This is a genomic window from Oceanobacillus oncorhynchi, from assembly GCF_000821065.1.
Classification (GTDB): Bacteria; Bacillota; Bacilli; order Bacillales; family Amphibacillaceae; genus Oceanobacillus; species Oceanobacillus oncorhynchi.
The window spans coordinates 1,210,221-1,224,436 of record NZ_CDGG01000001.1; the positions used below are offsets into that span (position 1 = coordinate 1,210,221).

At 40.9% G+C, this 14,216-nt stretch carries 14 protein-coding genes; 10 read left to right on the forward strand and 4 right to left on the reverse strand.

Annotation, left to right across the window (positions count from 1 at the left end; all coding sequences use genetic code 11):
- Window positions 1-5: 5 nt before the first annotated feature.
- The 3 genes from BN997_RS05545 to BN997_RS05555 form a co-directional block, all read right to left on the reverse strand.
- Window positions 6-548: a shikimate kinase gene (locus BN997_RS05545; protein WP_042530395.1), complete on the reverse strand. Its 543-nt coding sequence runs from the start codon at window positions 546-548 to the stop codon at window positions 6-8.
- A 28-nt stretch (window positions 549-576) separates the two neighbouring features.
- A complete protein-coding gene (locus BN997_RS05550) occupies window positions 577-972 on the reverse strand; it encodes an RNase H family protein (RefSeq protein ID WP_042530397.1) in 396 nt (131 codons plus the stop codon).
- 110 nt (window positions 973-1,082) lie between these two features.
- A complete protein-coding gene (locus BN997_RS05555) occupies window positions 1,083-1,586 on the reverse strand; it encodes a FixH family protein (protein WP_042530400.1) in 504 nt (167 codons plus the stop codon).
- Between the two features lie 141 nt (window positions 1,587-1,727).
- Here BN997_RS05555 and BN997_RS05560 point away from each other — a divergent pair, with 141 nt between their 5' ends.
- The 10 genes from BN997_RS05560 (at window position 1,728) to BN997_RS05605 (ending at window position 12,743) form a co-directional block, all read left to right on the forward strand.
- Complete coding sequence (locus BN997_RS05560; RefSeq protein WP_042530402.1) at window positions 1,728-2,612, forward strand: fumarylacetoacetate hydrolase family protein; 885 nt, start codon at window positions 1,728-1,730, stop codon at window positions 2,610-2,612.
- A gap of 78 nt (window positions 2,613-2,690) precedes the next feature.
- Window positions 2,691-3,986, forward strand: coding sequence for an RNA polymerase factor sigma-54 (gene rpoN / locus BN997_RS05565; RefSeq protein WP_042530404.1), 1,296 nt, complete (start codon window positions 2,691-2,693; stop codon window positions 3,984-3,986).
- The gene (locus BN997_RS05570; RefSeq protein WP_052484923.1) at window positions 3,979-4,206 is read left to right on the forward strand and encodes a glutaredoxin family protein; all 228 of its coding nucleotides are present in this window, start codon (window positions 3,979-3,981) and stop codon (window positions 4,204-4,206) included. The genes rpoN and BN997_RS05570 overlap by 8 nt, the downstream gene beginning before the upstream one ends.
- Window positions 4,207-5,003: 797 nt before the next feature.
- Window positions 5,004-6,023 carry a sugar-binding transcriptional regulator gene (locus BN997_RS05575; protein WP_042530408.1) on the forward strand — a complete coding sequence of 340 codons (1,020 nt, stop codon included), beginning with the start codon at window positions 5,004-5,006 and terminating at the stop codon, window positions 6,021-6,023.
- Window positions 6,024-6,071: 48 nt separating this feature from the next.
- Window positions 6,072-7,079 carry a type I glyceraldehyde-3-phosphate dehydrogenase gene (gene gap, locus BN997_RS05580; RefSeq protein ID WP_042530410.1) on the forward strand — a complete coding sequence of 336 codons (1,008 nt, stop codon included), beginning with the start codon at window positions 6,072-6,074 and terminating at the stop codon, window positions 7,077-7,079.
- Window positions 7,080-7,254: 175 nt separating this feature from the next.
- Window positions 7,255-8,436 carry a phosphoglycerate kinase gene (locus tag BN997_RS05585; RefSeq protein ID WP_042530412.1) on the forward strand — a complete coding sequence of 394 codons (1,182 nt, stop codon included), beginning with the start codon at window positions 7,255-7,257 and terminating at the stop codon, window positions 8,434-8,436.
- Between the two features lie 27 nt (window positions 8,437-8,463).
- Window positions 8,464-9,219: a triose-phosphate isomerase gene (tpiA, locus tag BN997_RS05590; RefSeq protein ID WP_042530413.1), complete on the forward strand. Its 756-nt coding sequence runs from the start codon at window positions 8,464-8,466 to the stop codon at window positions 9,217-9,219.
- The gene (gpmI, locus tag BN997_RS05595; protein ID WP_042530415.1) at window positions 9,216-10,754 is read left to right on the forward strand and encodes a 2,3-bisphosphoglycerate-independent phosphoglycerate mutase; all 1,539 of its coding nucleotides are present in this window, start codon (window positions 9,216-9,218) and stop codon (window positions 10,752-10,754) included. Before tpiA ends, gpmI begins: the two co-directional genes overlap by 4 nt.
- A gap of 29 nt (window positions 10,755-10,783) precedes the next feature.
- Window positions 10,784-12,073, forward strand: a complete 1,290-nt coding sequence (gene eno, locus BN997_RS05600; RefSeq protein WP_042530417.1) for a phosphopyruvate hydratase — start codon at window positions 10,784-10,786, stop codon at window positions 12,071-12,073.
- 166 nt (window positions 12,074-12,239) lie between these two features.
- On the forward strand, window positions 12,240-12,743 hold the full coding sequence (locus tag BN997_RS05605; RefSeq protein ID WP_042530419.1) for a hypothetical protein: 504 nt from the start codon (window positions 12,240-12,242) through the stop codon (window positions 12,741-12,743).
- Window positions 12,744-12,852: 109 nt separating this feature from the next.
- On the opposite strand, the gene BN997_RS05610 is transcribed toward BN997_RS05605, so the two are convergent.
- The gene (locus BN997_RS05610) at window positions 12,853-14,211 is read right to left on the reverse strand and encodes an FAD-binding oxidoreductase (protein WP_052484924.1); all 1,359 of its coding nucleotides are present in this window, start codon (window positions 14,209-14,211) and stop codon (window positions 12,853-12,855) included.
- Window positions 14,212-14,216 lie beyond the last annotated feature (5 nt).

The following is a 14,216-nucleotide window of genomic DNA, read 5'->3' on the forward strand; positions in this document are numbered from 1 at the left end:
TGTTTTTAAGCGTAAAGCTCCCATGCTAATTTTAAGGAATCGGCAATATAATCTGCAATTTCTTCAATTTCTTGATTATCTGTCACTACACGGGAGTGATGCTGTCCATAAATTGGCTGCCTATCATCAAAAAGCTGTTTGATTTCCTCCATATTCTTCCCCTGTAGAACGGGGCGGCTGTCAATCAGCAGGCTGATTCGATCCTTCCAGCTGTCCCAAGACAGGTCGAGAAAGAATATTGTAGTGGTTGCGAGACAGACATCCTGTACTTCTTTTTGAAGAAAAGCGCCGCCGCCTAAAGAGATAACCTTTAATTTCTTATGGCATATTTCAGAAATAATTTCTTTTTCATGCTGACGGAAGACGGCTTCTCCATATTTCGCAAAAATCTCTTTCGGAGGCATTCCGAATCTGCGCTCAATTTCTTCATCGATATCAATAAAATCACGATACAGTTTTTTGGCAACAGCTTGACCAATGGTTGTTTTTCCAACACCCATAAATCCAATTAGTACAATACTTTGTTCCTTTAATGGTATTTCTCTCATATGACATTCCCCCTCGTCATCCAGCACGTTACGATGATTGCTGATGGATTGCTTTTCTTGCCAATTGGTCTGCTCTGCTATTTTCTTTTTCCGGTATCCATTTAATAAATAAGAATGGAAAGTCTGCTGCTTCAGCCTGGATGATTTCAAGCAAAGGAAGAAATTGTTTGTTTTTGGTTCGTCCTTTATCAATCACGTCTGCGGCTACTTTAGAGTCAGTTCGAAAAGATAAGATTTCTTCAGGGAAGTTCATCTTACAAATTTTTAATGCTTCTATGATAGCGTGAAACTCGGCTTCATGATTGGACATATAAGGTAAGGGGACAGTATATTCCAGCTTCTTTTCCCCAGCCTTTATATAAATGCCGGCCCCGCTTTTTTCTGTATTCACGTTTGTAGCGCCGTCTGTATAAACCTGAATCAAAGCATATCCCCCCCCCGCCAAATCGTTCTTTTCTATATTCATATTATAACGAATTTTAAATCAAAAAGGAATGCGTGCGGGCCAGGAATGGCTTGAAAAATGATGCTAAATTATTCCTCTTCCTGATTATGTTCGTCTGCATCATGACCGTGTTCATGGTGCTCATGATCCATCTCATCATGGGCTTCTTCTTCCGATGGCTCTGCATCACCGGCAATAACCGTTTTCAATGGCATGACATGCAGCTCCCTTGCGGTAGTATGAGCATACATTTCATAAACTGCTTCTTCTTCAAAGGTAAAGCTGGCTGTATAGGTGCCGTCCTCTTGATGAACGCCTTCGATTTCCACACTGTCATCCGCATGCCCCTGTGTCCATACCTCAAATAACACTTCACGAGCATCTTCTACAGGCTCGTCGTCAAAGGTGACATGAGCTGTTAAATCAATGGTTTCTCCGACTTCAACATGCTCCGGCACATCGAAATCTACTTCCAGAACAGGCAGTTCCATGGAATCCGTGTCATCTTCCTCTGCTGTATCCGCTTCATTATTTGAGCAAGCAGCTAAAGCAGCCATCAGAACGATGAGGATAAAAAATATTTTTTTCTTCATTATTATGTATACCCCTCTCTATTATTGTCTCCCGACACCTAGTATAGCATGACCAGCCAAAGGAGAGGTTGAATAAATTATGACATATTTATTCCTTTCCAACTCTAACTCTACTATAATGAGGGAAAGGGAGGAATAGACATGAAACTAGTAGCTTATCGGAAAAACAAAGATGAAAATTATCGTGTTGGTGTTTTAACAGATGCGGAATCCATTGCAGATGTGGAAAGCCTGTCGCAGCAATTTGGAGGAAAATCACTTCCTGCGAATCCTAGTGAATTTTATGCACATGCATCCGAATACATAGAAGCGTTGCAGAAAATACTTCCAGAAACGGGCAGATATGAAAACCTTTCCCTTCAGGATGTGCAATTGGGAATGCCGCTCGGAGAAGCGAGAAAGGTTATTTGCGTTGGAAAAAACTATCAAGAGCATGTTCATGAAATGAAATCAGATATACCTGATTTTCCTGTTTTATTTGCGAAATTTGATAATGCTATTATTGGGCCGGAGGATGATATTTATTATCCTTCAATAACTGAAAAATTAGATTATGAAGCAGAATTAACCATTGTCATTGGAAAAACAGCTTCTAAAGTGAAAAAAGAAGATGCTTTTGATTATATTGCCGGCTATACCCTTGCCAATGATACCTCCGCACGTGATTTGCAAAAACGGACGCCGCAATGGCTGCAGGGGAAATCACTGGATCATACCACGCCGGTAGGGCCATGGGTTGTGACAAAGGAGGAAGTGGATAATCCGCATGAATTAGCTATCCGCTCCTATGTAAATGGGGAGGTGCGCCAGTCTTCTAATACAGCGCATCTTATTTTTGATATCCCTTTCCTTATAAATTTTATTTCTGAAATCATGACGCTGGAGCCGGGAGATATTATTTTAACCGGAACGCCGCATGGTGTCGGTTTAGCAATGGAGCCATCCGGCCTGCTTCAGGAAGGAGACCGGGTGAAGTTAGAAGTAGAAGGAATTGGAACTATGGAAAACCAGGTGAAGAAAGTATAATATCTGTATAGGGTAATACAGGGAACGGCAGCAATACGAAAAAAATGATTTCCTACTGAAATGCATGGAGGTTAAAGCATGCAGCAGAGTCTGGTGTTAAAGCAAGCATTAGCTTGGAAAATGAATCAATCGCTTCATCAATCCATTGAAATCCTGCAGCTCTCTGGTATTGAATTATATGATCATGTACAAAGAATTGCTGAAGAGAATCCTTTGATTGAGGATATCCGTCCCATTGATCAGCAGGTGCTCAGTCAATTTCATGGAGAGACAAACGCATTTGAAAATATGAATGCTTCGAAAAAAAATATGTACGAGCAATTAAAAGAGAATGTGTACATGCTTTCTATTTCGGAGGAAAATTTAAAAAAGGCGGTTCTTTTTGGAATTGATTCCTTAAATGAAAATGGCTATCTGGATATTACTATGGAAGAGTGGGCTTCCGGCTGTCAGTTATCCATGGAAGAAATAGAACAGGCTCTATCCTATTTACAATCCCTTGAGCCGCCGGGAATTGGAGCCCGGAGCTTACAGGAGTGTATCCAGCTGCAATTAAAAGAAATGGATTGTGATTATCCCTTTTTAGAGGAGCTTTTTGAAAATGATTTGGTCCTGATAGCCGAGGAGGATGCCCAGGCTTTAGCTGAAGCCTACGGGATTACAGAAGAGGAAGCTGGCAGATTAATTTCGAATATGAAACTTTGTCATCCGAATCCGGGTAAATTATTGGAGGAAGAAGAGACAGAATATATTATTCCGGAAGCGGCAGTGTTGAAGGAAAAGGGAGAGTGGCAGCTGTCCTTTTTCAATTGGTCAAGCCCTACTATTCAGCTTCGGGATGATATCCTGCAGGCTGATATGCCGAAAGAGGGAGCAGACTTTTTGAAGGAGAAGAAGAAGGAGATAGAGATGCTGGAGCAGGCGATCCAATACCGTGGGAAGACCTTGGAGCAGGTTTTGCATATTATTGTCAATAAACAATTATCCTTTTTTGAAGAAGGGATAACGGCATTAAAACCGTTAACCCTTCAGGAGATAGCGGATGTATTGGATCTGCATGTTTCAACGATCAGCCGGACCATCAGCAATAAATATCTGCAGACAAGTTTTGGTATCCTCCGAGTCAAATATTTATTGCAGCGTGAATCCCGGAAAGGGGGAGGAGTCGCCCGTGTGGTTGCGAAGCAATATGTACAGCAAATAATTGCGGAGGAAGACCAGACCCGCCCGCTTTCTGATGAAAAAATCCGCAGGAAACTGGAAGAGCTGTATCAGGTGCATGTAGCAAGAAGAACGGTGATGAAATACCGGGAAGAGCTGGGTATTCCCTCTTCCTCCAAGCGCAAAAGGAGAACGAGCAGAAATAATGATTAAATTTTATACAAAAACGAATTGTCCGCTATGTGAAGAAGCGAAGGGGTTATTAGATTTACTGAACACAGCTCCTATTCCTGTCGAGGAAATAGATATTTATCAATCAGATGATTTACTGGAAACGTATCAATTAATGATTCCTGTCATCGTTTATAAGAATAATGAATTATATGGAAATGATATCAGCATAGAAAATATCAGCAGACTGTTAGCTGAATAAAGGAAAAGGCATTCTCTAAAGCAAATGTAAGTGCTTTAGAGAATGCCTTTTTATTATATACTCAACTTTCACACATTAAAAAGTAACTTTATTTCCATAGAAACAGGAGTTGATTGTTCCTTCGCTAACACCCTTGATAAAGATATAGAAGGTGAAGTGTAGAGCGCCGCTGCGTCGGAAAGCGAGAGTGGTTGGCCGGAGCGGAGCTATGCATCATCACTAATTCCCAAATGGACGGATATTTAACCAAAAAGCAAGCATGGTAATGGAGAACATGCTCATCCTGGAATAGCAAGATATATATGCTTATTCTTAGGTGCGAATGTTGAGTTATATAGAAGTACCCCTGTCTGGATGGAAGAACAGAATGTGTATGGTTAAACGCTTATCATGTATTTCGGGACATTATTGACCCGGAAGAAATGTTTCAGCGCATATAAACATTAAAATTTTGTAAACATTCGATTCTGTGTTTAAGTTCATATGCAATGGGAATAGTAAACTGTATGCCTTTTTATGCTATAAGATTTAGCAGATGTTTTGGTAAGGAGGTAACCACACCCCGGGACATAATTGCTCTTCATCACAAAAGTATAACGAAAACACTCCTATGCTTTTTCGCATTTAACTGGCGGCAGGACAGGTTCCTTGTTTTTAGACAAAAGGGGTGCGAAACAGCGTTATTTTCAAGAGTTTTTCTTTGCTTTTGATAAGAGGTATGTTATAATACAAATGAATCGGGACATAAAACAACCACATGGGACGTTTTCAATCCCGTATGGAGGAGAATGGTTAATATGGAATCCATCATGGCCCTACAGAGAAAAATCGTACCTGAATTGGTAAGTTTGATGCAGGAAAGGTACACGTTATTACAGCATGTGCATTTACATCAGCCGATTGGAAGACGGGCATTAGCAGAAAGTACAAATTTAACAGAGCGGCATGTTCGCGGAGAGATTGATTTTCTGCATGAACAAGGTTTAGTCGAAGTGACCTCCAAAGGTATGTTTATTACCAATGAGGGAAAAGTAGTTCTAGATCAGTTAGCTGCTTTGATTGGAGATATGTCCCGGTTAGAAAATCTGGAGGATCAGTTAAAACGCACCTTGTCTATTGATAATGTGATTGTAGTGCCTGGTGATAGTGATCATAACCCTCAAATCAAGGCAGAGATGGGAAAAGCATGTGTGACGCATTTGCAATCTACTCTGCAGAAAAACAATACCGTTGCCGTGACAGGCGGAAGCACCATAGCGGCAGTAGCTGATGCAATGAAACCATTGCCAGAGGGAACGGATGTATTATTTGTTCCAGCAAGAGGCGGCATTGGCGAAAAGGTGGAGAATCAAGCATCACGTATTGTTTCAGAGATGGCAAGAAGGTCAAATGGCCAGTATAGAATGCTTTATGTACCAGATCCAATCAGTGATTCCACATATGAATTAATTATTCAGGAACCACATGTGATTGATGCGTTAGCTGTCATAAAAAATGCTGACATTGTTTTACACGGTGTTGGTGATGCGCTGCGCATGGCAGAACGAAGAAGGTCTTCCGAAAAAGTAATTGATGTATTGGAGTCAGAAAATGCTGTTTCAGAAGCGTTTGGTTATTACTTTGACGCAGATGGACGCGTCGTTTACAAAGTAAAAACAGTGGGACTGCAGCTGGAGGATATGGATGAATCCAAGCATATCATTACGGTTGCCGGAGGCTCATCAAAGGGACATGCCATTCATTCTTACTTTAAACAAGGGAAGAGCAATTTGCTGATAACCGATCAAGGTGCTGCAGAAAAGATATTAAGAGGATAACCTCTTTATATAAATAAAAAAACAAGAAATTCTTAGGAGGAATTTAATATGACTGTAAAAGTTGGTATTAACGGCTTTGGAAGAATTGGACGTAACGTATTTCGTCAATCTTTAAAAAATGACCAAGTGGAAATCGTGGCAATCAATGACTTAACAGATGCTAACATGCTTGCACACTTATTGAAATATGATTCTGTTCACGGCAAACTAGAAGAAGAAATCAGTGTAAATGGTTCTAATCTTGTTGTTGACGGAAAAGAAATCAACGTACTTTCTGAACGTGATCCAGAAAACCTTGGATGGGGAGACCTTGGCGTAGAAATCGTTATCGAATCTACTGGTATCTTCACAGAAAAAGAAGCTGCTGAAAAGCATATTAAAGCAGGAGCGAAAAAAGTTATCATCTCTGCACCAGCTAAAGGTGAAGACTTAACAATCGTTATGGGTGTTAACGATGATAAATATGATCCAGCTCAGCACCATGTTGTATCTAACGCATCTTGTACAACAAACTGCTTAGCGCCATTCGCTAAAGTATTAAATGATAACTTTGGCATCAAACGTGGATTAATGACTACTATCCACTCTTATACAAATGACCAGCAAATCCTTGATTTACCGCATAAAGACTATCGTCGTGCGCGTGCAGCTGCTCAAAACATCATCCCTACTTCAACTGGAGCTGCAAAAGCAGTAGGTTTAGTATTACCGGAACTTAATGGTAAATTAAATGGTAACGCAGTACGCGTTCCAACTCCAGATGGTTCATTAACTGACTTAGTTGCAGAGCTTGATAAAGAAGTAACTGTTGAAGATGTAAACAATGCAATGAAAGAAGCTGCTCAAGGACCGCTTAAAGGAATTCTTGAGTATACAGAAGATCCAATCGTTTCTTCTGATATCGTAGGAAACAACCACTCTTCTATTTTCGATTCTCTATCTACAATCGTAATGGAAGGCAACCTGGTTAAAGTTGTTTCTTGGTATGATAACGAAATGGGTTACTCCAGCCGTTGTGTAGACTTAGCTGTATTCATGGCTGAAAAAGGACTGTAAAATAATAATTGACGTTCGTTGTAAGGCAAGCCTCTCCGAACGGTATGAAATAGAGGAGGGAGCAATTCCTCCTCTATTTTCATTTTAGAACATTCATTTTTGTAGAATTAGCAGGAATGCAAGATAAAATGGTATAATAACAAGAGTTGCATATACCAAACTAGGAGGGATTCCGTTGAACAAGAAAACCATTGCTGATTTACAAGTAGAAGGGAAACGCGTATTTTGCCGTGTCGATTTTAACGTGCCTTTAAAAGACGATGAAATTACGGACGATACGCGTATTCGTGCTGCATTGCCAACGATCCGTGAGCTGACGGATAAAGGAGCAAAACTTATTTTAGCGAGCCATTTAGGGCGTCCAAAAGGAACTGCTGTGGATGAACTTCGTTTAGACCCGGTAGCAAAACGTTTAAGTGAACTCTTAAACAAAGAGGTTCTTAAAACGGATGAAGTCTACGGAGAAGAAGTGAATAAAGCCATTGACCAATTGAACAATGGCGATGTGTTATTAATTGAAAATGTTCGTTTTGAAGCTGGTGAAGAGAAGAACGATCCAGAGCTTGTTGATGCCTTCGCTAAAATGGCAGACGTATATGTCAATGATGCATTCGGAGCGGCACATCGTGCACATGCTTCCACAACAGGTATTGCTACAAAGCTTCCAGCCGCGGCAGGACTATTAATGGAAAAAGAAATTGAAGTTCTTGGACAAGCATTGGAAGATCCGGCACGGCCATTTACAGCCATTATCGGCGGAGCAAAAGTAAAAGATAAAATCAATGTGATTGATAACTTGCTTGATAAAGTGGATAATTTGATTATTGGCGGCGGATTAGCTTATACGTTTGTAAAAGCGTTAGGCCATGAAATTGGGAAGTCATTATTAGAAGAAGATAAAATGGATTTAGCAAAAGAATTCATGCAAAAAGCGAAAGACAAAGGCGTTAACTTTGTATTGCCGACAGATGTTGTCGTAGCTGATGATTTCTCAGAAGATGCAAATACAAAAAATGTAGGTATTGATCAAATCCCTGCTGATTGGGAAGCGTTGGATATCGGCATTCAAACACGCGAAGAATATGCTTCGATTATCAAAGAATCTAAACTGGTTATTTGGAATGGACCAATGGGTGTATTTGAATTAAATGCATTTGCCGGCGGTACAAAAGCTGTTGCTGATGCAGTAGCAGAAACAGAAGGATTCTCTGTTATCGGCGGAGGAGACTCTGCAGCAGCAGTAGAAAAATTCGGTCTGGCAAGTGAAATGAATCATGTATCTACAGGCGGAGGAGCTTCCTTGGAATTTATGGAAGGAAAAGTTCTGCCGGGAGTAGACGCACTTAACGATAAATAATAAATTTAGAATGGATGAGGTGAGCGCATGCGGAAAGTAGTTATTGCGGGAAACTGGAAAATGAATAAAACATTAGCAGAAGCAACTGATTTTATGGATGCTGTGATTCCAAAAGCTCCAGGCGGGAATACAGAAGCAATTGTTTGTGCACCTTTCGTACATTTACCTGCTCTTGTTGAAAAAGCAAAAGGGTCCAATGTAAAAGTTGCTGCTCAAAACATGCACTTTGAAGAATCAGGTGCTTTTACTGGGGAAGTGAGCCCAGTTATGTTAACAGATATCGGTGTAACGCATGTCGTTATTGGACACTCCGAGCGTCGTGAGTATTATGCAGAAACAGACGAATCTGTTAACCAAAAAACAAAAGCTGCCTTTGCACATGGCTTAACTCCAATTGTTTGTGTAGGTGAAACGTTAGAACAGCGCGAAGCAAACGAAACAATGAATGTTGTCGGCGGCCAGGTGAAAAAAGCATTAGCAGGATTATCGGATGAACAGGTAACACAGACGATTATTGCTTATGAACCAATTTGGGCAATCGGAACAGGGAAAACAGCTTCCAGTGAAGATGCCAATGAAGTTTGTGCAAAAACACGTAAGGTAATTGCAGAAGTTACTTCCGGAGACATTGCTGATCAAGTTGTTATTCAATACGGCGGAAGCGTTAAGCCGGCGAACATTGATGAGTTGCTTTCTCAATCAGATATTGACGGCGCACTAGTCGGCGGCGCAAGCTTAGAACCTGAATCATTTGTTCAATTAGTGGAGGCAGGTACAAAATGAGTCAAGATAAATTAGCTGCATTAATTATTCTGGATGGCTTTGCGATCCGCGATGAAGAAAAAGGAAATGCAGTCAAGCAAGCAAACACACCGAATTTTGATCGCTATTGGAATGCTTATGCCCATAACCAGTTGACAGCGTCTGGAAATGCTGTTGGCCTGCCAGAGGGGCAAATGGGTAATTCTGAAGTGGGTCACTTAAATATTGGAGCAGGCCGCATTGTTTATCAAAGCTTGACACGTGTGAATCTGTCGATTGAAGAAGGCGACTTTTTCGAGGTAGAAGAGCTTGTGAATGCTGTAAAACATGCGAAAGAAAAGGGCAAAGCATTGCATCTTTTCGGTCTGTTATCTGATGGCGGTGTACACAGCCACATCAACCACCTGTTTGCGTTATTAAAAATGGCAAAACAGTATGATTTAGAAGAAGTATATGTACATGCATTTTTAGACGGACGTGATGTTGGTCCGCAAACTGCCGGTGAATATCTGCAGCAGACAGAGGATAAAATGAAAGAGCTTGGCGTAGGTAAAATTGCAACGGTATCCGGTCGTTATTATTCCATGGACCGTGATAAGCGCTGGGATCGTGTGAAAAAAGCATATGATGCTATGGTTTATGGCGAAGGACCTTCTTATCATAGTGCTGCAGAAGTGGTTGAAGACAGCTACAAGAACGAAATCTATGATGAATTTGTTATTCCGTCTGTGATTACAGATGAAAATGACAAGCCTGTGGCAACAATTCAGGACGAAGACGCGATTGTCTTTTACAATTTCCGTCCTGACCGTGCAATTCAAGTTTCCAGAACGTTTGCGAATGAGGATTTCCGAGATTTCGACCGCGGCGAGAGCGCTCCGAAAAATCTTGAATTCGTCATGATGACCAACTTCAGTGAAACGGTAGATGGCCATGTTGCATATAAACCAGTTAATCTCGACAATACCGTTGGGGAGGTTCTGGAACAGAATAAGCTTAACCAATTACGTATTGCCGAAACAGAAAAATATCCGCATGTTACCTTCTTTATGAGCGGCGGACGTGAAAAAGAATTTGAAGGCGAAAAACGTATTCTGATTGATTCGCCCAAAGTAGCAACCTATGATTTGCAGCCAGAAATGAGCGCTTATGAAGTAACAGATGCTTTATTAAAAGAACTGGATGCTGGAACCCAAAACGCCATTCTTTTAAACTTTGCAAACCCGGATATGGTTGGACATTCCGGAATGCTGCAGCCAACCATCGATGCGATTGAAGCAGTAGACGAATGTCTGGGTAAAATCGTTGATAAAATTACAGAGTTAGGCGGACATGCGATTATTACCGCTGACCACGGGAACTCTGATGAGGTTATCACCTTGGAAGATCAACCGATGACTGCTCACACAACCAACCCGGTTCCTGTTATCGTGACAAAAGATGACGTAACATTGCGGGATGGCGGTATTCTTGCCGATTTAGCACCAACCTTATTAGATTTACTTGATGTAGAGAAACCGGAAGAAATGACTGGTTCATCCTTAATTAAAAAATAAAAATAAATGTTATTAAAGGAGAGAAAATAATGCCATATATTACTGACGTATACGCAAGAGAAGTATTAGACTCAAGAGGTAACCCGACTATTGAGGTAGAAATTTTCACAGAATCTGGAGCTTTTGGCTCTGCAATCGTACCAAGCGGTGCTTCTACAGGGGAATATGAAGCGGTAGAACTTCGCGATGGCGATAAAGATCGTTATTTAGGAAAAGGCGTTGAAAAAGCGGTTGAAAACGTTAATGAAATCATCGCTCCTGAATTAATCGGTTTAGATGCAACACGTCAAAACATCATTGATGCATTAATGATCGATTTAGATGGTACAGAAAATAAAGGGAAATTAGGTGCAAATGCTATCCTGGGCGTATCGATGGCAGCAGCTCGTGCAGCAGCGAATCACCTGGAAGTGCCTTTATACAACTATCTTGGCGGATTCAATGCCAAAACGCTTCCAACACCAATGATGAACATCTTAAACGGTGGAGAGCATGCGGATAACAACGTGGATATCCAAGAATTCATGATTATGCCTGTAGGCGCTGATTCTTTCAAAGAAGCATTGCGCACTGGTGCTGAAATCTTCCACGCATTGAAAAAAGTATTAGGATCTAAAGGCTACAATACAGCTGTTGGGGACGAAGGCGGATTTGCTCCAAACCTTGGTTCCAACGAAGAAGCACTTCAAACCATTGTAGAAGCAATTGAAGCTGCCGGCTACAAACCAGGCGAAGAAGTGAAACTTGCAATGGACGTAGCTGCTTCTGAAATCTACAACGATGGTAAATACAACCTTAAAGGAGAAGGCGTGGTACGTACTTCGGAAGAAATGGTTGACTGGTATGAAGAAATGATTTCAAAATACCCAATCATCTCAATTGAAGATGGTTTAGATGAAAACGACTGGGACGGCTTCAAAGTATTAACAGACCGTCTTGGTGATAAAGTACAGCTTGTAGGTGACGACCTATTTGTTACAAACACTGCTAAACTTTCCAGAGGTATCGAGCAAGGCATCGGCAACTCAATCCTTGTTAAAGTGAACCAAATCGGTACACTTACGGAAACATTTGAAGCAATCGAAATGGCGAAACGCGCTGGCTACACAGCTGTTATCTCTCACCGCTCTGGTGAAACAGAAGATACAACCATCGCTGATATCGCAGTTGCAACAAATGCCGGTCAAATCAAAACCGGAGCTCCATCCCGTACAGACCGCGTAGCAAAATACAACCAGTTACTTCGCATTGAAGATGAACTAGCTGGCATGGGCGAGTATGGCGGATTGACTTCTTTCTATAACTTGGCTGATAAATAATAAATCAGTTTACATGCAGAACCCTCTGTTTACGATGATAAATTCATTGTAGGCAGGGGGTTTTTATTGTGTTGAAAATTCGGGTATACATAGAGTAACAAGGGTATGAAGTTAGCGTTTCGTATAAATGAATTTATTTAAAATTTGAAAACAAAGGAGGTATAACTTGCGCGAACCAAAGTCCAGGTTAAATAAGTTATTTGACATTATCTTATTACTGGCAATCGTTGTAACAGTCATTATGTGGATATTTAATTTATCTTTTTCTTTACCGACTACCTTCGATAAGGTGGTTGAGGATAACGCGGGAACTACCGTAAATGACATTGAAAAAATAGAGATTGAAATGACTGGTAAAATACCAGAAGATTTTAATAATCTATCGGATTATATCCCTCCAGAGGATGAGAGAAGATTTGTGATGGAAGGGTCTGAGCAAATAAGCAAATATATTAATAGCGATTACAGGATTTATCAGATAAATAGTGTAGATAGGGTGAAAGATGACAAAGAAAACGAGTATCTGATAGAGGTAGAATTAAGAAATGGGGACAGTTTATCCTATACAGTAGGAAAAGGCTATGTGATTGACAATGAAGGCGTTCCTTATGAGGTTTTAGATGATAAAAATGCATTATACAGAAACGTAATATCGTTATTTGAACACTAAAAACTTATAGGAATCAGCACGGTTATCACGAATAAAAGCAGCTATTCTCTAAAAGGGTTCAAAAGAATAACTGCCTTATTTTAGTCATTTACGGGGAAAAGGTTTATGTTTAAGAAAAAATCTTCCCTGGATTTAAAATCCCTTTAGAGTCATAAAGCTGCTTCGTGCGCCGCATCATTTCTAAAGCGGTGCCGTGCTCCGCTTCCTGAAATTTCTTCTTGCCAAGACCAACTCCATGTTCACCAGTACAGGTTCCGCCTGATTCAATGGCCAGCTTGACAATGGCATCATTGGTTTGCTCTGCCAATGCTTGTTCTCCATCTGCATTTGGATTAAACATAATGCTGGTATGGAAATTACCATCTCCAATATGCCCCCAGATTGCTCCTTTTAATCCGCTTGTATCCATGCTGTGACGGGTGAAAGAAACAAGCTTTGGGAGCTGAGAAATAGGAACACATACATCTCCGCCAATTTCCTTTAATTCTTTTAAATGTTGAAAGGAAACAGCTAATTTTACCCGCGCTTCCCAAAGCTTCTCTTTCTCGATCGGATCACTTGCTGCTGCCCAGTCCTCGCAGCCAAGCTCATGCATGATTTCGGAAGCGAGCTTTACCTCTTCCGCAACCGTATTTTTTGGCCCGGCAAACTCTAAAAATAAAGAATGGTTTACAGGGAAATCAAGTCCGCATTGCTCATTGATGATACCGATGCTGACAGAATCAATCAATTCCATCCGCATAACCGGGATGCCTTTTAATTGTATGGTTTGCGCTGCAATCGCACATAGCTCCGGTGTTTCAAAGGTACATCTTGCTACGGTTGAATATTCCGGGATGCCATAGAGTTTTAAGGTGATTTCTGTAATAATCCCCAATGTGCCTTCTGAGCCGGCAAAAAGGCTGGTTAAATGATACCCGGAAGAGGATTTTTTTGCTTTTGTTCCGGTATGAAAGGTCATTCCATCAGCCAGTACCACCTCTAAATCCAGTAATTGATCTCTCATTACCCCGTATCGTACAGCTCTGGTTCCGCTCGCATTTGTAGCTGCCATGCCGCCGATGGTTGCATCGTAATCAGGACCTCCTGCAAAAAATAATCCTTGCTGACGGACAAACTGATTCAATTCACTTTTCATCAATCCCGGCTGTACGGTAATACGCATATCCTCTGGAGAAAAGTCCAAAATCTGATTCATGTTTCGAAAATCGAGACTGATTCCTTTTTGTACAGGAATAGCCTGTCCTTCCAAACCGGAGCCTGCCCCATAGGCGGTCACAGCTATCTGATATTTGGAAGCGATACGAAGGATCATTTGTATATCTTTCTTTGATTCCGGAAAACATACCACATCCGGGGTCACTGCTTCATGAATCGATTCATCCTTGCTGTGCTTTTTTAATTCGGATTCCTGCTGCGTTACTTTTTCCCTGCCTAATTGTTCGTAAAGTTTTTCAACATATAACAAAATCT

Excerpts from the sequence above, each read along its gene's own strand:
- gap (WP_042530410.1), top strand. The coding sequence starts at position 6,072 with ATGACTGTAAAAGTTGGTATTAACGGCTTTGGAAGAATTGGACGTAAC.
- eno (WP_042530417.1), top strand. The coding sequence starts at position 10,784 with ATGCCATATATTACTGACGTATACGCAAGAGAAGTATTAGACTCAAGA.
- rpoN (WP_042530404.1), top strand. The coding sequence starts at position 2,691 with ATGCAGCAGAGTCTGGTGTTAAAGCAAGCATTAGCTTGGAAAATGAAT.
- BN997_RS05560 (WP_042530402.1), top strand. The coding sequence starts at position 1,728 with ATGAAACTAGTAGCTTATCGGAAAAACAAAGATGAAAATTATCGTGTT.
- tpiA (WP_042530413.1), top strand. The coding sequence starts at position 8,464 with ATGCGGAAAGTAGTTATTGCGGGAAACTGGAAAATGAATAAAACATTA.
- BN997_RS05545 (WP_042530395.1), bottom strand. The coding sequence starts at position 548 with ATGAGAGAAATACCATTAAAGGAACAAAGTATTGTACTAATTGGATTT.
- BN997_RS05570 (WP_052484923.1), top strand. The coding sequence starts at position 3,979 with ATGATTAAATTTTATACAAAAACGAATTGTCCGCTATGTGAAGAAGCG.
- gpmI (WP_042530415.1), top strand. The coding sequence starts at position 9,216 with ATGAGTCAAGATAAATTAGCTGCATTAATTATTCTGGATGGCTTTGCG.
- BN997_RS05555 (WP_042530400.1), bottom strand. The coding sequence starts at position 1,586 with ATGAAGAAAAAAATATTTTTTATCCTCATCGTTCTGATGGCTGCTTTA.
- BN997_RS05575 (WP_042530408.1), top strand. The coding sequence starts at position 5,004 with ATGGAATCCATCATGGCCCTACAGAGAAAAATCGTACCTGAATTGGTA.